Origin of the sequence: Bacillus cereus group sp. MYBK101-2 (assembly GCF_051918845.1) — a bacterium.
GTDB classification, from domain to species: domain Bacteria; phylum Bacillota; class Bacilli; order Bacillales; family Bacillaceae_G; genus Bacillus_A; species Bacillus_A paranthracis.
Genome location: NZ_JBQAIE010000002.1, coordinates 458370 through 482073, shown reverse-complemented (window position 1 = coordinate 482073; position 23704 = coordinate 458370). Strand labels below are relative to the sequence as shown.

The following is a 23704-nucleotide window of genomic DNA, read 5'->3' as shown; positions in this document are numbered from 1 at the left end:
CTCTGTCTTTCTCTTTTCTTTTTAGATTCAAGAAGCGGCATTCAGTTTCCTTCCAACTTATGAAAAATCCTCTAAATTATATAACAATTCTTCAATATGAATTTGTGTCGGGTCTAGTTGTATTAACTGAGTAAATACTTCTTTCGCCTCTTTTCGCATACCTTCTTCCAATAAGAAATAACCGTACTCTTCCAAGAAGTCTGGATGATTCTTAAAAGAAGTATATGCACTTTCATAGTGTTTTAATGCATCCGAATACATTTCTAATTGTTTTTTTGCAAATGCAAGATCCCAAAGTAGTTGTGTATCTGGTTCTCCGCTATCAATTGCACGCTCTACAACAGCGATTAACTCTTCATATTTTTCTTGTTCCTTTAAGATGTACGCATATTTTAATGTTGCACCTAAATGTCCTGGATCTAACTCAAGCGCTTTTTGAAGTACTTCCTCTGCTTCCGCAATTTTCCCTAATTTCGCCGCAATGTTTGCTAATTCTACATAAAATGGTACAGAAAGCTCATCTACTTTAATTCCTTCATGAAGTGTTTCATAGCTTTCTTGAAGCATCCCTTCTTTTTCATAGCTTTTCGCTAAATACATGTAAAGCGATGCATACTCAGGATCTAATTCTTTCAGTTCTTGCCAAGCACCAATTGCTCTTTGGTATTCTTCACCTTGGTATAACGTGAAGGCATATCCAAATAATGAGTGAATATCTTTTTGTTCCTCTAAACCTGCTTCGTAGTAAGAAATCGCCTCTTCCCAATTTCCAATCGCGCTTAACGTTTCTCCAAGGCGTAGCGCAATGACAACACCACCCATTACTTTATGTTCCGCTAATAGCGACTCATAATAAGTGATTGCCTTTTGTTCTTCACCTTTACTACTATATAACTCTGCTAATCCAAACGTAATGACAGGCTCGTCAGGCATCATTTCTTTCGCCTTTAATAGTTTTTGTTCTGCTACATCATCGAAACCTTGCATTTGGAATAAATCCGCAACAAGTAATAACGATTGAACATATAAATCATCATTTTCTGGAATATCATGAAGCACTTCAATCGCTTCATCTTCTTTGTCTAGATCAATATATAATTCTGCTAAAAATACAGTGAATTCACTTTCCTCTGGATACAATAAACGTAAGTCTTCTGTAATAGCTAACGCTTCATCCGTAAATCCAAGTGTATGATAATAGCGAGCGATATCATACTTCTCTTCATCATTCGCAATTTTTAATTGTTCTTTTAATAATTGTAATCCTTTTTCCGCTTCACCATTTTCAATATATGAAACAGCTTGTTCAAACTTTTGCATAAACGTCTCCTTTAATTCTAAAAAATATTCTTTTCTGTTCATTTATCATAAGCAACTCATTGTTAGAACGCAACCTTTAGAATGTGCATGCTTCTTCTTACAGAGTAGTTAATTGTTCAAAAGGTTCGGATATGATACCGATACCTTCTTATCTTCTTCTATTGTACCGCTTTCTTTTATGACCGTGCAAATAACTTCTCCCACTAATTATCGAGCCATACAAATCGTGATTTACAGAACAACTTAATTACCAAACTTCAACTTTTTTAATGCGATAAAAAAGACTCCTCTAATAGGAGCCTTCACAATCTCTTAAGAATATGTTTCCTCTTTCTGTACTTGCTCATTTACAAGTTCTTTCAGTAACTCTATAATTTCATCATTTTCTTCTTTCAAACCGACAGTAATACGAATGCCATCATCGATACCAAATGCAGCACCAGAACGAACAATATATCCTTTTTTCATTAATCGTTCGAAAGCTTCATTACCAGGAATACCGAGTTTTAAGAAAATGAAATTTGTTTGAGATGGATAATAGAATACGTTATATTCCTTACAAAATGCGTAATATTGATGTAATCCTTCTTCATTCTTTTTCACACATTCTTGTAAAAATGCTTGATCTTCTAATGCAGCAAGTGCTACAGATTGCGCTACAGTCGATGTATTAAATGGTAACCTCGCTACTTCTAACTGCCCGATTAACTCCGTATTACCAACTGCATATCCGATACGGAAAGCAGCTAGACCATATGCTTTTGAAAACGTACGTAATACCATAAGATTTTCATACTTTTCAAGAAGTGGTAATGTTTGCGGATAGTCTTCTGCTCCCGCATATTCATAATATGCTTCGTCCATAATAACAAGCGCTGACTTAGGAACTGATTCTAAAAATGAAAGTAATTTTTGTTTTTCTACATATGTACCTGTCGGATTATTCGGGTTACAAATCCATACAATCTTCGTTTGATCATCTACTTGCTGTAACATCGCATCTAAATCGTGAATGCCATCTTTAAGTGATACTTCACGAACTTCTGCTCCTTCAATAACAGCATGGTGATGGTATTGCGAGAATGTTGGATTCGCCATTACAACATTTGTTCCTTCGTGTAGTAACGCACGACTAATCATTTGAATGACTTCATCTAATCCACTACCAAATAACAGTTGTTCCGCTTTAACACCTAAATGTTTTGCTACTTTTGTACGAAGTTCAAAGGCATGTCCATCTGGATAAAGAGCGTATTGACTCGCTAAAGAAGTTAATGCTTCTGTTACGCGTGCTGAGCAACCGAACGGATTTTCGTTCGATGCCAATTTCACAATTTTCGATAACCCATATTCCCTTTTTACTTCTTCAATATTTTTCCCAGGTACATATGCTCTCAAAGTTAACAATTGTTCTTTTACTCTCATTTTTCTTCCCCCAGTCATTTTATTGAATTCGATTACAATACAATTTTAGCCCTTTACTGTAATCTTTTATCCTAACCGTCACTATTACGAAAACACCTCAAAATAAGCACTTCATGGCTACTCTTTATCATTTATTTTTCAACCATATCCTTTTGAAATGCCTCTAACGCAATATGAACAGTCTCATCAGGAATAGATACGACATTCACTACCCCATATTCCTGCATAAGTACCATATGAATTGTCCCTGCATTCGCTTTCTTATCTTGTTTCATCAACCCGACGAGGCGTTCTACACTTAAATCACTTGGCATTTTTGGATAGCCGTACTTCAAGAACCACTGCTTCATCTCTTCATAAGCAAGATTCACCTTATACACTTGTTCACTTAAGAATATAGCAAATAACATTCCAACCGCTACTCCGTCACCGTGAGTAATATTTCCATATCCTAGTTCTTTTTCAAGAGCATGGCCTAACGTATGTCCAAAGTTCAAATGAGCACGTACACCTTTTTCTGTTTCATCTTGTGCTACAATGTTTGCCTTTACAGGAATTGCCTTCGTTAATATATGGATTAATTTCTCATCACGAAGATCTGCTAATGTTTGCACTTCTTCTTTTAGCCAATGATATAGCTTTACATCACCAATTAGAGCATGTTTTATCACTTCTGCATAACCCGAACGCCACTCTTTTTCAGGAAGAGACTGTAAAAACGGCGTATGATATACAACTGCTTCCGGTTGATGGAATGCACCTATCATATTTTTACCTAACGGATGATTGATTGCTACTTTCCCACCTACCGCGCTATCGTGGGCTAATAAAGTCGTTGGAACTTGAACAAAGCGAATTCCACGCATAAACGATGCAGCAACAAAACCAGCTAAATCTCCAATCATCCCGCCTCCAAGTGCGATAATTAAAGAATTTCTATCTAATTTATTTTCAAGAGCTGACGTATGAGCCGCGTAGAAATTTTCAAAAGACTTCTCTTTTTCACCACTCGGTACGACAAATGAAAATACTTTTTGCTCTACTTGCAATGCATCTACAACTGTCTGTAAATGTAAAGATGCAACAGCTTCATCTGAAATGATCATAATATTTGATACAGATGGATGCATATTTTGAACGATTGTTGTCAAATGTGACAACGATTCTTTTCCTACATATACATCATATTCTTTTGATTTCGTTTGAATATGTATGTTTCCCATTAAAATCCCCTCGCATATTCATTATGTTTCTCAATATTTTCACGAATAAGGTCCATACGATCTAATCCGAATTGTTCTATTAAAGCTGTCGCTAATTCCCAAGCTACAACCGCTTCTGCAACGACACTAGCGGCTGGAACAGCACAACTATCTGAACGTTCAATGCTTGCTGTAAAAGGCTCTTTCGTATCAATATCAACACTTTGAAGAGGTTTATATAGTGTAGGTATCGGTTTCATCACACCGCGCACAACAATTGGCATTCCAGTCGTCATTCCACCTTCTAAACCACCTGCATTATTTGTTCTTCGTGTATATCCATGTTCTTCATTCCAAAGAATTTCATCATGAACTTCACTTCCTGGTCTATGTGCTGCTTCAAAACCAATTCCAATCTCGACCCCTTTAAAGGCATTAATGCTCATTATTGCGGCTGCTAATTTTGCATCTAGTTTTCGATCATAATGTACATAGCTGCCTACTCCAATTGGCATTCCTTCCACAATTACTTCCACGATGCCACCGATTGAATCACCATTTGATTTCGCATCATCAATTGCTTTTATCATTTGATTACCAGCTTCTTCATCTAAACAGCGTACAGGTGATGCTTCAGTAATACTTTTTAATTCTTCAATTGAACGATACGTAGTCTCTTTAGCCTGTACACCGCCAATTTCAATTACATGGCCTGCTACTGCAATACCAAGTTCCGCTAACACTTTTTTTGCAACCGCACCAGCAGCAACACGTACTGTCGTTTCGCGTGCCGAAGAGCGTTCCAGTACATTTCTCATATCTCTATGACCATATTTAATCGCACCATTTAAATCAGCATGTCCAGGTCTTGGTTTTGTTACTTTTCTTTTCATTTCTTTTTCCTCTTGTTCCGTTAACGGCTCTGCACCCATAATTTTTGTCCAATGTGCAAAATCACGGTTTTCAACAACAAGTGCAATTGGAGAACCTAATGTCTCTCCATGCCTAACACCACTTACAATTTGCACTTGATCTGTTTCAATTTGCATGCGTCTACCACGCCCATATCCCTTTTGCCTTCTAGCTAACTCTTCATTTATATCATCCGCTACTAATGGCAGTCCGGCTGGAACACCTTCTATAATCGTTGTAAGTTGTGGACCATGAGATTCACCAGCTGTAATATATCGCATACGTTATTCCTCTTTTCGTATATGTATTTATCTCGCTATATTAAGCAATAATTTTATCTTTCATTACTCTAAAAATATGAAAGAGTTATTCATACATCAGCCATTCGCTTATTCTCCGATAGGCCTTTACTTTACATATCAATATATCATAACAGCTCTAACTTCGTAACTAATAGAAATAAAAAAAGTGCAAGAAGAATACCCCTATTCTCCTTGCACTTTCTACTATTATCACAGTGATTAAAGCGTTTACAAATTATTTCAAAATAATTAGTAAATCCATTCATTCATTAATTTTGAGTAGTCAACTAATTCTTCTTCTTTAAAGAAAATAGCAATCTCGCGCTCTGCACTTTCTAACGAATCAGAACCATGGATAATGTTTTTTGCAACAGTTACACCGAAATCTCCACGAATTGTTCCAGGAGCTGCTTCATGTGGTCTTGTTTTACCCATCATGTTACGAGCTGTATCTACTACACCTTCACCTTGCCATACCATTGCGAATACAGGACCAGATGTAATAAAGTCTACTAATTCACCAAAGAAAGGTTTTTCTGTGTGCTCAGCATAGTGTTGTCCAGCGATTTCTGGAGTGACTTGCATTAATTTTGCACCAACTAATTGAAAGCCCTTCTTCTCAAAACGAGCTACAATTTCCCCAATGAAGGCACGTTGTACACCGTCTGGTTTAACCATTAGAAATGTTTTTTCCATAAAAAATCTCTCCACTTCTGAATTATGTATGTAATTGTATATCCCCACACACATATTAACACCCTTATCACAATTGTGCAATAGTTTTGAAATAGAGAGATTATTTTATTTTTTAGAAAAAACACTAAAATTTTCGTTTTCCAATATACTTTGCTACATTTTGTAATGCATACTTTGCTTGTCCACGTGGGAGTGGTTTTATCATTTCTAATGCTTTATGTAAATAACGTTCACTAAACGCAAATGCTTTATCAATAGCAGCACTATTCTTTACAGCTTCAATAATTTCTTTCATTTCGTCCGCTGTTGTATTTTCATGTACAGATCTGATTTTCTTACAAAGGATTGGATCTTCCATAGCATATAAGGCAGGAAGCGTAATGTTTCCTTGCAATAAATCGCCCCCAGCAGGTTTTCCAAGTTTCTCTTCTGTAGAAACGAAGTCTAAAATGTCATCAATAATTTGATACGACATCCCTACGAAATAGCCATACCAAAACAGACGGCTTACCGTATCACGATTAGCGCCAGCAGCAATCGCTCCTAGTTGGCAACTTGCAGCAATTAATAAAGCGGTTTTTCGCTTTATTCTTCTTAAATATGTTCTTAAATTTTGGTCATAGTTATACTTATCTTTAATTTGTTCGATTTCACCTTTACAAACTTCTAAAATGGTATGCGATAGCGCCTGATGCGCCTCTGGAATTTCAATATTCGTTATACATTCAAGAGACTTAGCGAATAAATAGTCCCCTGTATACATTGCAATACGATCTCCCCATTTCGCATTCACAGTTGCACTACCACGTCGTAAAAACGCAGCATCAATAACATCATCGTGAACAAGAGAAGCCATATGAATAAGTTCTAACGCAACAGCTACATGCTTAATTGCATCTAACTTATAATCTCCAAATTTCCCCGCAAGCAACACAAATACAGGACGAATTCGCTTCCCACCAGCTTCAATAAGTTGTAATGCCGCCTCTTCTACTAATGGCTGTTCAGAAGCAACTGTCTTTTTTAATTCTTTTTCTATCACATTAATATCCGATCGTAAAAAAGAGTACATAAGTTGTAACTTCATATTGTTCACCTTAACCTAAAACTTCTTTTTTCTATTTTGATTCTGGTTTCATGCCTAAATGCATCGCTGCTACCCCAAAAGTAAATGGCTTCACTTGCACACGTTCAAGTCCAGCTTTTTCGAACATATTAGCCAATTCTTTCATACCTGGGAATGTACTAGCAGATTCTTGTAGCCATGAATATTCTTTATAACTTTTCGCAAATAACTTTCCAAATAACGGCATGATATATTTAAAGTATAAAATATAACCTTGTCGAAAACCAATCATTGTTGGTTGAGATGTTTCTAAACAAATTACTTTTCCACCTGGTTTTACTACACGCGTCATTTCTTTTAATACGTGCATATAATCCGGTACATTACGTAAACCAAATCCAATCGTTACATAATCAAACGTGTTATCTTCAAATGGAAGTTCCATTGCATTCCCGTGCAGAAGTTCTACTTGTTTTAATTGTAACGCCTCTACCTTTTGCTTACCAACAGATAACATATTTTCGCTGAAGTCTAAACCAACAACCTTGCCCTGTTCACCCACCGCTCCAGCTAGCGCAATTGTCCAGTCCGCTGTTCCGCAGCAAACATCAAGCGCTTTACTACCTGGTTTTACATCCATAATGCGCATCGTCTCTTTACGCCACGCTTTATGCCTTTGAAAACTAATTACAGAATTCATTACATCGTATTTATCAGAGATTTTCTCAAATACATCATGTACTCTTTCTTCTTTTGATTGTTGCATGCTCGTACCTTCTTCCAATGTAAAATTGCTTATGTCTTCGATTTATCTCTTAACACAGAGTTTATTTCGCTTATATCTGTGTGATTTTCTAAAAATTGATTTTCTTTCTTTCCAAGTTTCATCATCCATCCATTCATAACTGTTTCTGCATCTGCTTTATCGTTCACAATCCCTTGAACAGCTTGAAAAACAGGTGAATGTTGTTTATTAACATGTAGTTCACATTCTTTTTGGAGACGATTTTTTCCTAGTACATACGTTATAAACGGCTTCCAATGCGCTAAATGAAAATGATCACATGTTTTTTGCAACAGTGCAGACTCAATCATTACTACACTTTCCATTATGTCATCCACCGTTTTATGCGCTTTTTGATATAACATTATTTTGTGTTCATTAATTTCTTTAATTCCTTCAGCAAGCGCACGAATTAAAACAATATCACGATTCATAGACAATAAGTAATAATATAACCCGCTATAGTAATCACCAGCAAGCACTGTTAACTGGCGACGCTTATGCGATTCATTCGCTTCTTCCCCTGCTTTATTCGATACTCTTTCATGTGTATCAAGCGCAATTTGCACAAGCATAATCGTCACTACATAATGCTCAATTTGTTCTATATGTAAATTTGCACCTTTTAAAGCACCATATAACAATGCGATTTTCTCTTCATCAATAAATGGTTCTTCAATATAGTTTATAAAATAAGGATGGCGTAATTTCACCATCAATTTCTCTCTTATACCCGCATACCCTCCGTAGATGTCACACACAAAAATCACCCTTGTTTTCTAATTCATAAAACTTATTATAACACATACACTCTATTTTCTATAACCAAAACTTGGCTACTCTTTCCAAACTTCTATCGAACTACATAACATCTTCTATTCTTTTAAGTAATCTTTCTATTCTCACTCTGCCTCGCTAAAACTATATCATTTATTTACAAAAAAAAAAAAAAAAGAAAAGCAGTTTCCCACTTTTCTTTACTTCGTTTTAATAAAAGATAAAATTTCACTACGTGCTGCAGCATCATTTTCTAGCACACCACGTACTGCTGTTGTTACTGTTTTTGCACCTGGCTTTTTCACACCGCGCATCGTCATACACATATGTTCCGCTTCTACTACTACCATTACACCATGCGGCTCTAGTACTTCCATAATAGAGTTCGCTACTGTTGATGTAATACGTTCTTGCAGTTGTGGACGACGTGCAATTGTATCTACAGTACGAGCTAATTTACTTAACCCTGTCACTTTTCCGCCTTGCGGAATATATGCAACGTGAGCAACTCCATAGAATGGAACTAAATGATGCTCACACATCGAATAAAACGGTATATCTTTTACTAGTACAAGCTCCTCATGATCTTCTCCGAACACTTTGTGTAAATGTTCTTTCGGATCTTCATGCATACCTGAGAACACTTCTGCGTACATTTTTGCAACACGCTTTGGTGTATCAAGTACTCCCTCTCGATTAGGATCATCTCCAATTGCCTCTAAAATAAGGCGTACTGCATGTTCAATTTGTTCTAAATTAACTTTTGCCATCCGCTAGCCCTCCCGAAAACCTAAAAGTGATACGAACACATTCTAGCATATTTATGTTTTTAAAAGCAAAAAGAAGAGTTTCCAAAAAGGAAACTCTTCTTCCCTGTTAATATGTAAGGATTATTTAACCGCATCTTTTAATGCTTTACCAGGTTTGAATGCAGGTACTTTACTTGCAGCGATTTCAATCTCCTCACCTGTTTGTGGGTTACGACCTTTACGAGCCGCACGCTCACGAACTTCGAAGTTACCGAATCCGATCAGTTGTACTTTATCACCTTGTTTTAAAGCTTCTAAGATAGAATCAAAAACAGCGTCTACTGCTTTTGTTGCGTCCTTTTTAGAAAGGGAACTTGCTTCTGCAACAGCATTGATTAAATCTGTCTTGTTCATGCCATTCACCTCCTCCCAAAGATAAGACTGTATAATGATCATAAAATGAGTCTTACTTTCATTTGTAGGCAATTTTTGCAAATTCTATACTACAAAGATGTAGATAAATCATTATCAACGCCTATATTATACGATTCTCCTTTATAATTCAATATTTTTAAGGAAATTGTTACTCTTAAAATGTGAAAATCTGATGAAACTTGACAATTTACAACAATATATTAGATAATAGCTGTTTATTTTCCTATTCTATATGCGAAAATTAAAAAATCCCTCTACGATGAGAGGGATTTTTTCTTATAATATAATCGCAATTAATCCGCCAGATCCTTCATTAATAATTCTTTCTAGCGTTTCTTTTAATTTATATCTCGCATTTTCTGGCATTAAAGATAGTTTCGCTTGAATGCCTTCCCGAACAATAGAACTCAGTGAACGTCCAAATATATCAGAATTCCAAATTGATAATGGATCATCTTCAAAATCTTGCATTAAGTAACGAACTAGTTCTTCACTTTGTTTTTCCGTACCAATGATTGGCTCAAACGTAGACTCCACATCTACTTTAATCATATGAATAGATGGAGCTACAGCTTTTAATTTCACACCAAATCTTGAACCGTGACGAATAATTTCTGGTTCATCTAAACTCATGTCAGCTAACGCAGGCGCCGCTACACCATATCCTGTTTGTTTGACCATACGCAGAGCATCCGCCACTTGATCGTATTCTATTTTCGCATGAGATAAATCGAGCATAAGCTTCAATAAATGATCTTTCCCTCGAATTTCTACTCCTACTACTTCTTTTAAAATTTGATCATATAATTCATCTGGTGCATATAAATCAATCTCTGCTACGCCTTGCCCCATATCAATGCCAGCTAGGCTCGCTCGATCAATAAATTCATACTGACTAAACTGCCATACGACACGGTCTACATCACGAAGACGTTTTATATCCTTCACAGTCTCTTGAACGGCTTCTTGATAACTTTGGCGTAACCAATGCCCTTCATTTAGTACCATTACCCAGCTCGGAAGGTTCACATTCACTTCTAAAACAGGGAACTCGAATAACGCCTCTCGAAGTACATTGTATACATCTGTTTCTCTTAAACTTTCAACACTCATCGCAATGACTGGGATATCATATTCTTCAGATAAGCTTTGGCGCAATTGCTCTGTATCTGGATGATACGGCTGTACAGTGTTAATGATCATAATGAAAGGTTTTCCGACTTCTTTTAGCTCATTTACGACGCGTTCTTCTGCCTCTATATAATCTCTTCTTGGAATTTCACCAATCGTTCCATCTGTTGTAATTACAACACCAATTGTTGAATGTTCTTGAATTACTTTACGTGTTCCGATTTCTGCAGCTTCATGGAATGGAATAGGCTCTTCATACCAAGGAGTATTAATCATGCGCGGGCCATTCTCATCTTCATAACCTTTTGCTCCTGGAACAGTATATCCGACGCAATCTACTAATCGAATATTCACTTCAAGACCTTCATCTACTTCGATAGAAACCGCTTGGTTTGGAACAAATTTCGGTTCCGTCGTCATAATTGTACGGCCAGCAGCACTTTGAGGTAGTTCATCCTGCGCCCTTTGACGGTCAGACTCATTTTCAATATTAGGAATAACTACAAGTTCCATAAATTTTTTAATGAATGTTGATTTCCCTGTTCGAACAGCTCCTACAACTCCAAAATAAATATCACCGCCTGTGCGTTCCGCAATATCTTTAAAAATATCTACCTTTTCCAAGTGATTCCCTCCCTCAATATTTTTGGGAATAATTCCACGTTTATAGTCAACTAATACCTTCTCTAACGTTGCCTATAATATCTGATATAATATAATGGTATTCTAGAAGTTCGGACAATATATCATATAATTTTGTCCAATTTCATATGACTATTAAAAAATACCTTTTGTTTGCATCGCAAGTTGTGTAACATAAAAAACCTTTCTTCTAGAACTTATTCACTAAAAGAAAGGTTCATGACTTATGATTTTAAAAAAATTGGTTCTCCATTCTTTACCGTATACGGTAAAGAATACGCAGGTACAAACGGAGAATCTTTCGAAAGTATATTTCGAATATCTTCCCCCTCCTTAAATTGCCCTTCATTTTTTTTCAACGCTTCATATAAGTCGATTCTATAATCAACATAAATTTCTCCCTTCTCATTAATTACAAAAGGAAGGCCTTTACCAGAATACGGACTTGTCACTTGCGGTACATCTTTATATCCAAGTTTTTTGAAATCTAATTCATACACACCATCTGAAATTACCTTTTTAAATGGTGGATATTGATGTTCATCTCGATACATCCTAAGCTTTAATGATAATTGCTGAATTTGTTCAGCCATCCTCACATCAATTAACTTTACTGTTGGGTTTGTTTCAACGTCTATTAATACGTATTGATATACTCCCCCGCTTTCATAGGCATTCCCTGGTGCTTCTTGTATGTAACGCGGAGAAATCTTTTGAAAATCGATTGGATATTTTTGATAAATAGGCGTATTCATATCCCGCGTCTTAATTGGCAATATCCCGTCATTTTGCTCCTTAAATGTCGCAACAGCTTTTTGAACGACCTGCAACTGATCTTCATAAGGAACAGCATTTTGTTTCATATTTTCTTTTGGATACAGACACCCTGTTAAAATGCTCATACAACAAAATATTAAAATAATATGGACTTTTTTCACTAGTAATCACCTTTTCATACTAATATAACTCGCTCCGTACCATGCCCTTTACTGCTGCACAGGTCCACTAAATACAACAAGAAAAATAACAATTCCTGACACAATCATGAGGGTGTACGCTACCAATGCTGTAATCCCTTTCAAAACTTTATTCTTTATTTTATATCTGCTTAGTAAAATAAAACTTACTGCAAAAAACATAAATCCAATTGCTCCTAAAGCAAACCACATTTTTATAAGCCCTTCCGACATATACACACCCCTTTTTATCAATCTATTTTTATACTATTTTAACAAATTAAAATCTTTAAACAAATACAAAAAAGAACATTTTACTACAAATCGAGAATATGTAGTTTTAATCAATAGGTTTTTCAGCATTTCCACCAGTCTAGATAAAAATAAAACCGAAGCAAGCATACCTCTCGCTTCGGTTGACCAAATATGCCCAAAACAGCTCTATTCCCATACTTTCATGGCTATCATATGCAATTTACAAACTCTTTGTTTCTCATATTTTATTTTTTAAACATTTTGCTTAACGAGCCAAAATCTGTCGGCATATTATTGTTAATAATCGCTTTTACAATTTGATCCTCTTGTTCTTTCGGCACCTCACGTCCTGCCATAAGAGCCACTTGATGAATCAATTGACGAAGTACAGTCTCATCACGTAAATTCGCATTTTGTACAGATGATGCTAATTTAAAAATATCTTCTTTATTCACTTTCGCTTCTTTTTCAATGTTATTAAAAATGTTGTTATCCATTCTTTTCACCCTCTCCTCAAGTTACTCTTCATCCTATGCAAAAATAAAAAAATGGTGAAAAGACCCAAAAAAATAAAAAGCGACAGAAGTACAATTGTACTTCTGTCGCTTTTCTTTAAAGTAAGTCAGGTATAGCTTCCACTTCATGTTTTCGAACACGCCCCATTAATGAGCCCACTGCATCTTTTACATTATTCCCATTGAATAAGACGTCATATAAAGCAGCTGTAATCGGCATTTCCACTTCCATTTTCTCTGCCAACTCATGCGCAGCTTTCGTTGTTCTTACACCTTCGACAACCATACCCATGCTTTCTAACACTTCTTCTAAAGAGTGTCCTTTTCCAAGCAAATTCCCAGCACGCCAATTTCGGCTATGGACACTTGTACAAGTTACAATTAAGTCTCCCATACCAGTTAGACCAGCAAACGTTAACGGATTTCCACCCATTTTTCTTCCTAAACGAGCAATCTCCGTTAAACCACGCGTCATTAATGCCGCTTTCGCATTATCACCTAATCCAAGACCATCAGTTATCCCAGCAGCTAATGCGATAATATTTTTTAACGCACCACCAAGTTCAACTCCAACGATATCTGGATTTGTGTATACACGGAAGTAACTATTCATAAACAAATCTTGTACTTCCTCAGCCGCTTCCATACGCTTTGCTGCAGACGTAACAGTTGTCGCCTGACGTAACCCAACTTCTTCAGCATGACTCGGTCCAGACAGTACAACAACATCTTTAATCAAGTCCTCTGGAATTTCTTCCTCAATCACTTCCGAAATACGTTTTGACGTACCAGGTTCAATTCCTTTACTTGCATGAATCCAAGTAGTCGGACCCGATACATATTTCTTCATATCTTGTAGTACTTCTCTATACGCTTTCGTTGGTACTACAAGCAATACTACATTTACATCTACTAATGCTTCTTCTAAAGAAGAGTAGGCTACGATTGTGCTTGGCAATGTAATTCCCGGAAGATATCGACTATTCTCATGTTTTGTATTAATCTCATCCATAAGTTCAGAACGATTTCCCCAAATACGTACATCATGCCCATTGTCAGCTAATACCATCGCTAACGCTGTTCCCCAGCTACCTGCTCCAACTACTGTGATTTTTGTCATAAAATCACATCCTCTCCATTAGTCTCTTGCTCTAGCGATAATGTGAATCGGTGTTCCTACAAAGCCGAATGATTCACGTAAACGATTCTTTAAGAAGCGCTCATATGAGAAGTGCAATAGTTCTGGATCGTTTACAAACACAACAAATGTTGGTGGTTTTACCGCAACTTGTGTTGCATAGAAAATCTTCAGACGACTACCATTATGCGTTGGCGTTGGATTCATCGCTACCGCATCCATAATTACATCATTTAATACGTTCGTTTGAATACGGATACTATGGCTTTCATTTACCTCATCGATAACCGGTATTAACGTTTGTGTACGTTTTCTCGTTTTTGCAGATAAGAATACAATCGGTGCGTACTCTAAAAATTGGAAATGAGCACGAATGTTTTCTTCAAATGCTTTCATTGTTTTCTCATCTTTTTTCACTGCGTCCCATTTGTTTACAACGATCACGACAGCTCGTCCTGAATCATGAGCGTATCCAGCGATTTTTTTATCTTGTTCAATAATTCCTTCTTCACCGTCTAAAACGACTAAAACAACGTCAGAACGTTCAATCGCTCTTAGTGCACGAAGTACACTATACTTTTCTGTACTTTCATACACTTTCCCTTTTTTACGCATACCAGCTGTATCGATAATTACATAATCTTTCCCATCTTTACTATATGGTGTATCGACCGCATCACGAGTTGTTCCTGCTACATTACTAACAATTACACGCTCTTGACCAAGAAGAGCATTTACAAGTGATGATTTCCCTACGTTTGGACGTCCAATTAAAGAGAAACGAATTGTATCTTCATCATATCCGTCTTCTTCAATCTTTGGAAAATGCTGTGCAGCTTCGTCTAATAAGTCACCTAACCCTAATCCGTGTGTACCTGAAATTGGGAATGGCTCACCAAATCCTAATGCATAGAAATCATAAATGTCACTGCGCATTTCCGGATTGTCCACTTTATTTACTGCAAGTACAACCGGTTTATTTGAACGATATAATATTTTCGCAACTTCTTCATCAGCTGCTGTTACACCGTCACGACCATTTGTCATAAAAATGATAACATCCGCTTCATCAATTGCCACTTCAGCTTGTTGACGAATTTGTGTCAAAAATGGCTCGTCTCCAATATCAATTCCACCTGTATCAATAATGTTAAATTCATGATTTAACCATTCTCCAGCGCTATAAATACGATCGCGCGTTACACCTGGAATATCTTCTACGATTGAAACTCTCTCTCCAACAATTCTATTGAAAATAGTAGATTTCCCTACGTTCGGGCGGCCTACTATTGCTATTACTGGTTTCGGCATATACTTTCATCCTTTCAACTTGCTTCTGTTTATTATGTAAAAAACCCTTCTTTGTGCAAGAAGGGATTTGCATTCCAGAATATTTCTCAACGTATCAAAACACCTCACATTATAACACACGTTGCTAATGTTTCACAATAATATATACATTCTCTTGTAAGCGATGCGCAATGCCATCTAGAATTGCCTCTAAATTATTTGCAACAAATTCTAATTCCTCTGTCGATTCACAAGTAAACAGAGGGGCACCACCAGCAAATTTCTCCGGGGTCGTTGTAATAACTGCAAGAATTACACTTTCTAACATCATCTCTTATCTCCCCTTCCTTTCGGGGCTTCCGATGACATATGAACAGCGCTTTCTAACGTCGGCACGTTCCCTATGACACCTATCGCTTTCTCCGCATCTTGATCTTGTGGCAAGACAAAGATTCCAACCCTGCCATCCTCTAAATCACGCTTTGCTAAAGGTACAAGTGCCGGCGTACCAGAATCTCTATAAATTCCTAAAGCAACAGAAACATCATGTAAAATAGCTTGTCGTTGTCCTAAGTTAGAGATTGTCACCATCGCATCAATTGATTTCGGTCTTAAAATAAAACCCATTCCATACTTCATAATTTCCTCTTGTCTTGCTGGCAATCCAATATTCATAATGTAAATATTATCAATATACAGCCCCGCTCCTTCAAAACGAAGTGGAACATGCTCGATATCAACAAGATCATGCAACCTCTTACCAGACATTAATTTTTTCGCGATAAAAAATGCGATGATAGCCATAACTACTCCAGCAATCCATGAACGGAACCCTATATAAGCAAACGTCGTTACAAACGACGTTAACATCGCCAAATAGTTGCGACTTTCAAAAACTAATGCAATTCCTTCAATATATGTATTCCCACGTGGTACAAGCTCATAACCATCTAATTGTTGCAATGTATTTCTTTCCATATTACGCACATCACGAAACTGTGTTGCTGCTAACGTAAGAAACGTAATGGCAGAAAAATCTTTTTTCAATATAGACGGAATCGCAATCGCTCCTAAAGCCGCCGCAATTAACCCCATCGCAATATGAATAATTTTCCCGTGGAGCCTCGTCGGATATTGCCGGGTATCTGTCCGAAGCATGAGCACTCTCGTTACTGTCCCTGCTATTACGCCGCATAAAATGGCCGGTGTATATTCAATCATGTATTACCCTCGCCTTTCTTTTACGTGTTTTCCTCTTAAACTGTTCCATGTGTACGGAGACTTTCGCAATCCAAAATAAAATTGCCATGAATAATGTAGAAACAGCAACGATATCAAAAAACGCTAAACTACCGTAATCGTAAGGAAAATGCAGTTTCCGAAAAATAATTGTCACAAACAATTCTCCCTGTAACATTCCTATATAAAGAGAACATAGTCGTAATATGCGATCCTCATGTAATAAAACGGATGCATATACAAGAGCACTACTTAACAAAAACAACCTGTCCACCACAATCCAAATTGGATCATATACTTCTAACAAATGAAAACTTGTATATAACATTGCAATAATAAGTGCCGAAAGTAAGCTATATAATTTTTTCCAAATAGAATAGAGGGTGAGTCCTATAAAAGCTATACCAGAAAGTAAAAGTGCATTTACTGATACTGTGAATGAAGCAATCGTTACATGTAACGGAGAACAAATAATAAAAATCAATATACAGGCGCTTATCTTCCACCGAATAGAGTCCTTTTTCATAAAAAATGTTACGACAATCCACCCTATCCAAGCTACAAAATAAAAAGTACTCCCTTCCATCATTTCACCTCCTATGTTTTCCATTATGGGAACTTTTTATGAAAGTTAATCCACTTTCTTCGCGCATAGTTTTTTCATATAACAGCAACACTTTTAATAAGGAGGTGCTATTCATTATGGGTAAAGATCGTCAAGAACGAAAACTAAGAGAATCTCGCCGCGTTGAATCTGATCGTGACCAATCACTACAATATCCGGGTGCAACTGGACTTGATACACCTGAGCAAGCTCGAAAACAGAATCAGCACTAATGAATACAAAAAGACGGTTTCGATATTGTACGAAACCGTCTTTTACATATTTCTTCATAATTTCTATTCATATTGAAATAACATTTCACATACAAATCTTTCTAAATTTTATTTTTATCCATACCTATTTTTCTTAGAAAAATTAAACCTTCTGCAATAATTCAATGGCACATTATCTACATTTCTCAGTCGCAAATTTTACAAGATACTGTTTATATATAGGAATTATTTCATTTTTCTAGAATATCAATTCCATCCCTCGCTTTATATTACTAAAATGAATAGAAAACAAAAAAATCAACCAAACGGTTGATTTTTTATCTCCTACTATAATGCGTCGTATCAATACCACGCTGCGTTAACCAATGATACGTTTCGCCCTTTACAACAAGAGGTACAGATTGTAACTCTTCTATCGTCTTCGCACCGAGAGCTGTCATAATAAATTTCAAATCTGTATGTAGAAGATCAATTTCATCCACTAACTTCTCGATGCCATCTTGCATTAAAATGCGTAAAAAGTATCCAGCAAAAGCAGTTGTATTCGCCCCTAATGCGATTGCTTTCGCTACGTCAAGCGCTGTTTGTATACCCCCAGATGCAATAAAAGAGAGGTTATTATTTGTAGAGGTTGCTTCAATAATCGAGGTTGCTGTTTGTATGCCCCAGTTATTAAAATAAGAAAGCATTCGCTGTCTTCTTTCATTTTCAACAGCAGCAAAATTCGTACCACCTTGTCCGCCAATATCAATTGCCGTTACACCTATGCTCGCTAACTGTTGCATTGTTTCCTTACTCATTCCAAATCCAACTTCTTTCACAATGACAGGAACTTTACTATTTAAAACAATTTTCTCAACACGCTGAAGCACACCAGTAAAGTCACGGTCTCCTTCTGGCATCGTTAACTCTTGTATGACATTTAAATGAATTTGTAATGCGTTCGCTTCAATCATATCAACGGCACGCTCTGCCTGCTCAGTAGTTGCCTCACTACCTAAATTAGCAAAGAAAACCCCATGTGGATTTACCTTTCTAATTATCTTATAAGAAGCAGCCTCACTTTCATCTTTTAACGCAGCCATTTGCGATCCTACAGCCATAGCAAGATTATGATGTTTCGCTACATATGCTAATTGCTCATTAATATGTAACGTTTTCTCTCCTCCACCACCAGTCATCGCATTGATAAAAATCGGCGAACTTAGTGAAAGTTCGCCGATTTTTGTTTCACATGTTATTGTGTCATAATTTGAATTTGGCAAGCTTTGATGCACAAAATCAATATCATGAAAGCCATGCGTACGAGACTGACCAGTAGAAAGAGCGTATTCAATGTGATCTAATTTACGTTTTGCCCTTACCACTTGTACCCCTCTTTATTTCTTTAATTTTTTCAGTTGTTCACCAATAATGTCACTTAATTGGAAAGTAGCAGAATCAGCATTCGGTTCATACTGACTATAATCTTCAGTTACATTATTTTCCTCAAGCGCTTCTTTTATACTTAAAGAAATACGTTTCTCTGCTACATGAACTTCAAGTACTTTCACTTTTACTTCTTGTCCCATTTCCAATACTTCATTTGGATTTTTCACGTGACGATTTGCAATTTGAGATACATGCACAAGACCTTCGACGCCAGGTAAAATTTCAACGAATGCACCAAATGTAACAAGACGTTTTACTATTCCCTCACGAATATCACCAGCTTTTACTTCACCAGCAATATTTTCCCAAGGTCCTGGTTGAGCTGCTTTAATTGATAAAGAAATACGTTGTGTATCAGCATCCACAGATAACACCTTCACCTTTACCTTTTGACCTTGCTCTAATACTTCAGAAGGTTGCTCTACACGTTCGTGTGAAATTTGTGAAATATGAACTAAACCGTCCACACCGCCAACATTAACGAAAGCACCAAAATCCGTTAGTCGTTGTACTGTCCCTTCAACAACGTCGCCTTCTTTTAATGAAGAAATTGCTTCTTTCTTCTTAGAATCTAGTTCTAATTCTACTACCGCTTTATGCGAAAGGATCACACGATTTTTTTCACGGTCCAATTCAACAATTTTCACGGCTAATGTTTTGCCTTTATAGTCAGTAAAATCTTCTACATAATGTACTTCTACAAGTGAAGCTGGTATAAAGCCACGAACACCAAGGTCCACAACTAATCCACCATTCACGATATCTTTTACGGTAACATCAAATACGTGACCAGAAGTAAATTTCTCTTGTAATTCTACCCATGCTTTTTCTGCATCAACAGCACGTTTAGATAATACAAGATCATCCTCTTCTAACTTAATAACCTTTAATTCTAGTGTTTGATCTAATTCTACAACATCGCTTGCTTTTTCAATATGAACGTTAGCTAATTCACTAATTGGAATTACGCCATCTGTTTTGTATCCAACATTTACAAGCACTTGTTTCTCTTCAACTTTCGTTACAGAACCTGTAACAACGTCACCAACTTGTAATTCTTTTGAATCCATAACTTCTTCATTCATTTTCTCTACCATGGAAATACCTCCCTACAGAATTGACAAAGCATTTTTTATGTATATACGAAATGAAAACAATTGTTTTCATTTGCATGTTTAAGAATTTATCATCACATACGTAAGCTTCATACATTTCACTAGAAAATATATTAAACCTATATAAATAGTATACAGCAAAATCATCTTGAAGAAAGTATGTTTTGAAATATAATAGCGAATATATTCTGAAAGTTTTATCCCTCTTTTATTAACTTCTTACAAATCTGATTATTTGTCAAGGAAAGAGACTCACAATTCACGTATCCTTTACATTTCATAAATAAAAAAAGAAAGGGGCTATGCCCTTTCTTTATTTCGCAAACACTCCTGAAACAATACTCATAATCTTTTGGACAACTTCTTCAATTGATAAAGAAGTTGTATCTAATTCCAATGCATCATCAGCTTTTTTTAGAGGAGAAACTTCACGTTCTGAATCTAATTTATCACGCTGAGCAATTTCTTCTTTTAACTGCTCTAAATTAGAATCGAAGCCTTTATTCATATTTTCTAAATGTCTTCTCTCTGCTCTTTCTTCAACAGAAGCAAGCATAAAGATCTTCACTTCAGCATCTGGTAACACATGTGTACCAATATCACGGCCATCCATTACAACGCCGCCTTTTTCTGCTAACTCTTGTTGACGACGTACCATTTCTTCACGAACAAGGCGATGTTTTGCCACAATCGATACTCGATTCGTCACCTCAGGTGTACGAATGACTTCCGAAACATCTTGTCCATTTAAAAATACAAGTTGTGTATTTTCTCCTTGCTGAAACTCAATTTTCACATTTTTTACAACTTCCATTAACTGCTCTTCATTTTCAATGTCCACTTTTTGCTCAAGGGCTGCATATGTAATTGTACGATACATTGCGCCTGTATCAATATAAACGTAAGAAAGCTTCTTCGCCACAACTTTCGCAACTGTACTTTTTCCAGCTGCTGCTGGACCATCTATAGCAATTGAAATTCGTTTATCCATTGTAACACCTCATTTTTTCACTTATAAAACAAAACGAAAAGCAGGTATTCTCCTGCTTCTTCTCATTTGCTTCACGTCATTAAATCCTCAATTATTGTAGCATAATCCTTCATAGAAGAAAATGAAAACTACCTATTCACCCGTAAGATTTCTGCTCTGTTTTTTACCATGACACCTTCATAATAAACAATTTTAGATAAATATTTCACTGATGACTTATGTATAAATAACAATTGCACAACAGAAAGACAAATGAATTGTATTATTAATATACGAATAAGCATTCTCTCCATCTTTTTCAACGTAATGGCTCCCTCCTATACTGTATTTGCACATTTCGTTTCGTAATTTTATACATCGTACATATAGCATTTCATTTTATTGTCATTTTCGAGGCATACTTTTATACATTTCCATTGTCGAATTTACTCAAAACATGTTATGTTCTAAATGTATTTTTTTACTTGAAAGGGGTATAAGCATTGAAAAGAATCCTAGTTTTACACACAGGTGGAACAATTGCAATGGAGGAAGATAAAGAAACTGGGGTCGTACAACCAGGTGAAAAAAATCCTCTTTTAAAATTCATTCCTGATTTAGAAGACGATGTTGATTTAATCGTTGAAGATGTGTTTCATCTACCATCTCCTCATATGACACCGAGCGAAATGTTACAATTACAAGTCATCATTGATGAAAGAGTAAAACAAGACAACATTCATGGCGTAGTCATTACGCATGGTACGGATACATTAGAAGAAACGGCCTACTTCTTAGATTTAACAGTACAAGCAACTATTCCGATCGTTGTAACAGGCGCAATGCGCTCTAGCAATGAATTAGGTGCTGATGGTCTATATAACTTCTTATCAGCTGTAAAAGTCGCTAGCAGTAGTGAAGCTGCCGAAAAAGGCGTTTTAGTCGTATTAAACGACGAAATTCATTGCGCTACAAACGTAACGAAAACACATACAAGTAATGTAGCAACATTCCAAAGTCCACAGTATGGACCAATCGGTATGGTAACAAAACGTGGTGTTGTATTCCACCATGCTTTAGTACATCACGAAACATATTCAGTAAATAAGGTTTCTAAAAATGTAGTCGTTCTAAAAGCGTACGCTGGTATGGACGATACATTGTTAGCAGCAATTGAAAATCTTCCGGTAGACGGGATTGTTATTGAAGCGCTTGGACAAGGTAATTTACCTCCAAGAACACTTCCTAGTCTAGAACGGCTAATAAATAAAGGAATTCCTGTCGTATTAGTTTCTCGCTGTTTCAACGGGATCGTTCAAGATGTATATTCATATGAAGGTGGCGGCAAACAATTAAAAGATATGGGTATTGTATTCACATACGGTTTAAACGCTCAAAAAGCACGTATTAAATTATTAGTTGCATTAGAGAATACAACTTCTCATGAAGCAATCCAAAACATGTTTATGCACGATTAAAAAAGAAGCTGTCGAAGTTTATTCCGACAGCTTCTTTTTTATATTTCTCTTGTTGCAATGGTTTGCGCAATCGCATCCCCATGAAATCGACCGTTCTCAATAAATATTTCATTTGCATTATTTCCAGCAGCAATTACACCTGCAATGAAAATATTTTCAGCGTTCGTTTCCATCGTATCCTCTGCATAAATTGGACGTCCTGTCTCTTCATCAATCCGAACACCCATCTTTGTTAAGAAACTATGATCAGGATGGTAACCAGTCATCGCAAATACAAAATCATTTTGGATTGTATATGCTTCGCCATCAACTGTATACGTTAATGTATGTTCAGTAATTTCTTTCACATGAGCCCCGAAATGCATATCAATTGTACCATTTCGGACTAACGCCTCAAACTCTGGCAAAATCCACGGCTTTATACTTGGTGAATACTCACTTCCGCGATATAAAACCGTTACACGCGCACCAGCTTTCACAAGCTCTAAAGCGGCATCTACACTCGAGTTTTTCCCGCCTATAACGACTACATCTCGATCAAAATAAGGATGTCCTTCTTTAAAATAGTGAGCTACCTTCTTCAATTCCTCACCAGGAACATTCATATAATTTGGATTGTCATAATATCCAGTTGCTACTACAATATATTTTGCTATATATATTTCTTTACTTCCGTCAAGCTTTGTCGTCTCAACCTGAAAAGCTTCTCCATCTTTTTGAACGTTCTCCACTCGTTCAAAAGCATTTACACGTACAGATTTACGCTTTACTACTTCACGATAATACGCAAGCGCTTGATTTCGAACAGGCTTACGATTTTCTGTAATAAAAGCTACATCACCAATTTCTAATTTTTCACTAGAGGAGAAAAATGTTTGATGAGTTGGATAATTATAAATTGCATTTACAATGTTTCCTTTTTCAATTACTAACGGATTTATCCCTACCTTTTGCAACGAAATTGCTGCTGCTAATCCGCACGGACCGCCTCCAATTATAATAGCTGTTTCTTTCTGCATACTCGGTTCACTCCTAGTCT

General features: G+C 36.4%; 26 protein-coding genes. 2 read left to right on the top strand and 24 right to left on the bottom strand.

The window, feature by feature from the left end; all coding sequences use genetic code 11:
- Positions 1 to 57: 57 nt before the first annotated feature.
- The 19 genes from ACTFSI_RS07820 to ACTFSI_RS07730 form a co-directional block, all read right to left on the bottom strand.
- Positions 58 to 1320, bottom strand: a complete 1263-nt coding sequence (locus tag ACTFSI_RS07820) for a tetratricopeptide repeat protein (RefSeq protein WP_001168676.1) — start codon at positions 1318 to 1320, stop codon at positions 58 to 60.
- A gap of 312 nt (positions 1321 to 1632) precedes the next feature.
- Positions 1633 to 2745, bottom strand: coding sequence for a histidinol-phosphate transaminase (gene hisC, locus ACTFSI_RS07815; RefSeq protein WP_001264005.1), 1113 nt, complete (start codon positions 2743 to 2745; stop codon positions 1633 to 1635).
- Positions 2746 to 2876: 131 nt separating this feature from the next.
- A complete protein-coding gene (aroB, locus tag ACTFSI_RS07810) occupies positions 2877 to 3968 on the bottom strand; it encodes a 3-dehydroquinate synthase (protein ID WP_044790552.1) in 1092 nt (363 codons plus the stop codon).
- Positions 3968 to 5140 carry a chorismate synthase gene (aroC, locus tag ACTFSI_RS07805; RefSeq protein ID WP_044790553.1) on the bottom strand — a complete coding sequence of 391 codons (1173 nt, stop codon included), beginning with the start codon at positions 5138 to 5140 and terminating at the stop codon, positions 3968 to 3970. The genes aroB and aroC overlap by 1 nt, the downstream gene beginning before the upstream one ends.
- Positions 5141 to 5410: 270 nt before the next feature.
- Positions 5411 to 5857 carry a nucleoside-diphosphate kinase gene (gene ndk / locus ACTFSI_RS07800; protein ID WP_000415885.1) on the bottom strand — a complete coding sequence of 149 codons (447 nt, stop codon included), beginning with the start codon at positions 5855 to 5857 and terminating at the stop codon, positions 5411 to 5413.
- A gap of 124 nt (positions 5858 to 5981) precedes the next feature.
- Positions 5982 to 6944 (bottom strand): heptaprenyl diphosphate synthase component II, encoded by a 963-nt coding sequence (hepT, locus tag ACTFSI_RS07795; RefSeq protein WP_000776082.1) that lies wholly within the window; start codon positions 6942 to 6944, stop codon positions 5982 to 5984.
- Positions 6945 to 6975: 31 nt separating this feature from the next.
- Complete coding sequence (gene menG, locus ACTFSI_RS07790) at positions 6976 to 7689, bottom strand: 2-heptaprenyl-1,4-naphthoquinone methyltransferase (RefSeq protein ID WP_001187667.1); 714 nt, start codon at positions 7687 to 7689, stop codon at positions 6976 to 6978.
- Between the two features lie 29 nt (positions 7690 to 7718).
- Positions 7719 to 8468 (bottom strand): heptaprenyl diphosphate synthase component 1, encoded by a 750-nt coding sequence (locus ACTFSI_RS07785; RefSeq protein ID WP_044790555.1) that lies wholly within the window; start codon positions 8466 to 8468, stop codon positions 7719 to 7721.
- Positions 8469 to 8684: 216 nt separating this feature from the next.
- Positions 8685 to 9254: a GTP cyclohydrolase I FolE gene (folE, locus tag ACTFSI_RS07780; RefSeq protein ID WP_001151482.1), complete on the bottom strand. Its 570-nt coding sequence runs from the start codon at positions 9252 to 9254 to the stop codon at positions 8685 to 8687.
- 120 nt (positions 9255 to 9374) lie between these two features.
- A complete protein-coding gene (locus ACTFSI_RS07775) occupies positions 9375 to 9647 on the bottom strand; it encodes an HU family DNA-binding protein (protein ID WP_001043860.1) in 273 nt (90 codons plus the stop codon).
- A 297-nt stretch (positions 9648 to 9944) separates the two neighbouring features.
- Positions 9945 to 11423 carry a stage IV sporulation protein A gene (gene spoIVA, locus ACTFSI_RS07770; protein ID WP_000416519.1) on the bottom strand — a complete coding sequence of 493 codons (1479 nt, stop codon included), beginning with the start codon at positions 11421 to 11423 and terminating at the stop codon, positions 9945 to 9947.
- A 242-nt stretch (positions 11424 to 11665) separates the two neighbouring features.
- A complete protein-coding gene (locus ACTFSI_RS07765) occupies positions 11666 to 12379 on the bottom strand; it encodes a hypothetical protein (protein WP_049113550.1) in 714 nt (237 codons plus the stop codon).
- Between the two features lie 48 nt (positions 12380 to 12427).
- Positions 12428 to 12631 carry a DUF2768 domain-containing protein gene (locus ACTFSI_RS07760; RefSeq protein WP_001288998.1) on the bottom strand — a complete coding sequence of 68 codons (204 nt, stop codon included), beginning with the start codon at positions 12629 to 12631 and terminating at the stop codon, positions 12428 to 12430.
- A 266-nt stretch (positions 12632 to 12897) separates the two neighbouring features.
- Positions 12898 to 13149, bottom strand: coding sequence for a stage VI sporulation protein F (locus ACTFSI_RS07755; RefSeq protein ID WP_000369754.1), 252 nt, complete (start codon positions 13147 to 13149; stop codon positions 12898 to 12900).
- 115 nt (positions 13150 to 13264) lie between these two features.
- The gene (locus tag ACTFSI_RS07750; protein WP_048551571.1) at positions 13265 to 14287 is read right to left on the bottom strand and encodes an NAD(P)H-dependent glycerol-3-phosphate dehydrogenase; all 1023 of its coding nucleotides are present in this window, start codon (positions 14285 to 14287) and stop codon (positions 13265 to 13267) included.
- A gap of 18 nt (positions 14288 to 14305) precedes the next feature.
- A complete protein-coding gene (gene der / locus ACTFSI_RS07745) occupies positions 14306 to 15616 on the bottom strand; it encodes a ribosome biogenesis GTPase Der (RefSeq protein ID WP_001125893.1) in 1311 nt (436 codons plus the stop codon).
- 124 nt (positions 15617 to 15740) lie between these two features.
- Positions 15741 to 15926, bottom strand: a complete 186-nt coding sequence (locus ACTFSI_RS07740) for a capping complex subunit for YIEGIA (protein WP_000979054.1) — start codon at positions 15924 to 15926, stop codon at positions 15741 to 15743.
- Positions 15923 to 16816: a YIEGIA family protein gene (locus tag ACTFSI_RS07735; RefSeq protein WP_000575281.1), complete on the bottom strand. Its 894-nt coding sequence runs from the start codon at positions 16814 to 16816 to the stop codon at positions 15923 to 15925. The genes ACTFSI_RS07740 and ACTFSI_RS07735 overlap by 4 nt, the downstream gene beginning before the upstream one ends.
- Positions 16809 to 17420, bottom strand: a complete 612-nt coding sequence (locus ACTFSI_RS07730) for a YphA family membrane protein (protein WP_000399224.1) — start codon at positions 17418 to 17420, stop codon at positions 16809 to 16811. The genes ACTFSI_RS07735 and ACTFSI_RS07730 overlap by 8 nt, the downstream gene beginning before the upstream one ends.
- A 116-nt stretch (positions 17421 to 17536) precedes the next feature.
- On the opposite strand from ACTFSI_RS07730, the gene ACTFSI_RS07725 reads away from it, so the two are divergent.
- Positions 17537 to 17671 (top strand): YpzI family protein, encoded by a 135-nt coding sequence (locus ACTFSI_RS07725; RefSeq protein ID WP_000513900.1) that lies wholly within the window; start codon positions 17537 to 17539, stop codon positions 17669 to 17671.
- Between the two features lie 317 nt (positions 17672 to 17988).
- Here the strand turns inward: ACTFSI_RS07725 and ACTFSI_RS07720 are convergent, their stop codons facing one another.
- The 4 genes from ACTFSI_RS07720 to ACTFSI_RS07705 form a co-directional block, all read right to left on the bottom strand.
- Positions 17989 to 19038 carry a type 2 isopentenyl-diphosphate Delta-isomerase gene (locus tag ACTFSI_RS07720; RefSeq protein ID WP_000251030.1) on the bottom strand — a complete coding sequence of 350 codons (1050 nt, stop codon included), beginning with the start codon at positions 19036 to 19038 and terminating at the stop codon, positions 17989 to 17991.
- 12 nt (positions 19039 to 19050) lie between these two features.
- Positions 19051 to 20199, bottom strand: coding sequence for a 30S ribosomal protein S1 (gene rpsA, locus ACTFSI_RS07715; protein WP_000229565.1), 1149 nt, complete (start codon positions 20197 to 20199; stop codon positions 19051 to 19053).
- Between the two features lie 331 nt (positions 20200 to 20530).
- The gene (gene cmk / locus ACTFSI_RS07710) at positions 20531 to 21208 is read right to left on the bottom strand and encodes a (d)CMP kinase (protein WP_000361265.1); all 678 of its coding nucleotides are present in this window, start codon (positions 21206 to 21208) and stop codon (positions 20531 to 20533) included.
- A gap of 128 nt (positions 21209 to 21336) precedes the next feature.
- Entirely contained in the window at positions 21337 to 21510 is a 174-nt protein-coding gene (locus ACTFSI_RS07705) for a YpfB family protein (RefSeq protein WP_000738062.1), read from the bottom strand.
- A gap of 180 nt (positions 21511 to 21690) precedes the next feature.
- Between ACTFSI_RS07705 and ansA the strand changes: the two genes are divergently transcribed.
- Positions 21691 to 22665 (top strand): asparaginase, encoded by a 975-nt coding sequence (gene ansA, locus ACTFSI_RS07700; RefSeq protein ID WP_000822000.1) that lies wholly within the window; start codon positions 21691 to 21693, stop codon positions 22663 to 22665.
- Positions 22666 to 22703: 38 nt separating this feature from the next.
- On the opposite strand, the gene ACTFSI_RS07695 is transcribed toward ansA, so the two are convergent.
- On the bottom strand, positions 22704 to 23684 hold the full coding sequence (locus ACTFSI_RS07695) for a YpdA family putative bacillithiol disulfide reductase (RefSeq protein WP_001168495.1): 981 nt from the start codon (positions 23682 to 23684) through the stop codon (positions 22704 to 22706).
- Between the last annotated feature and the right edge of the window lie 20 nt (positions 23685 to 23704).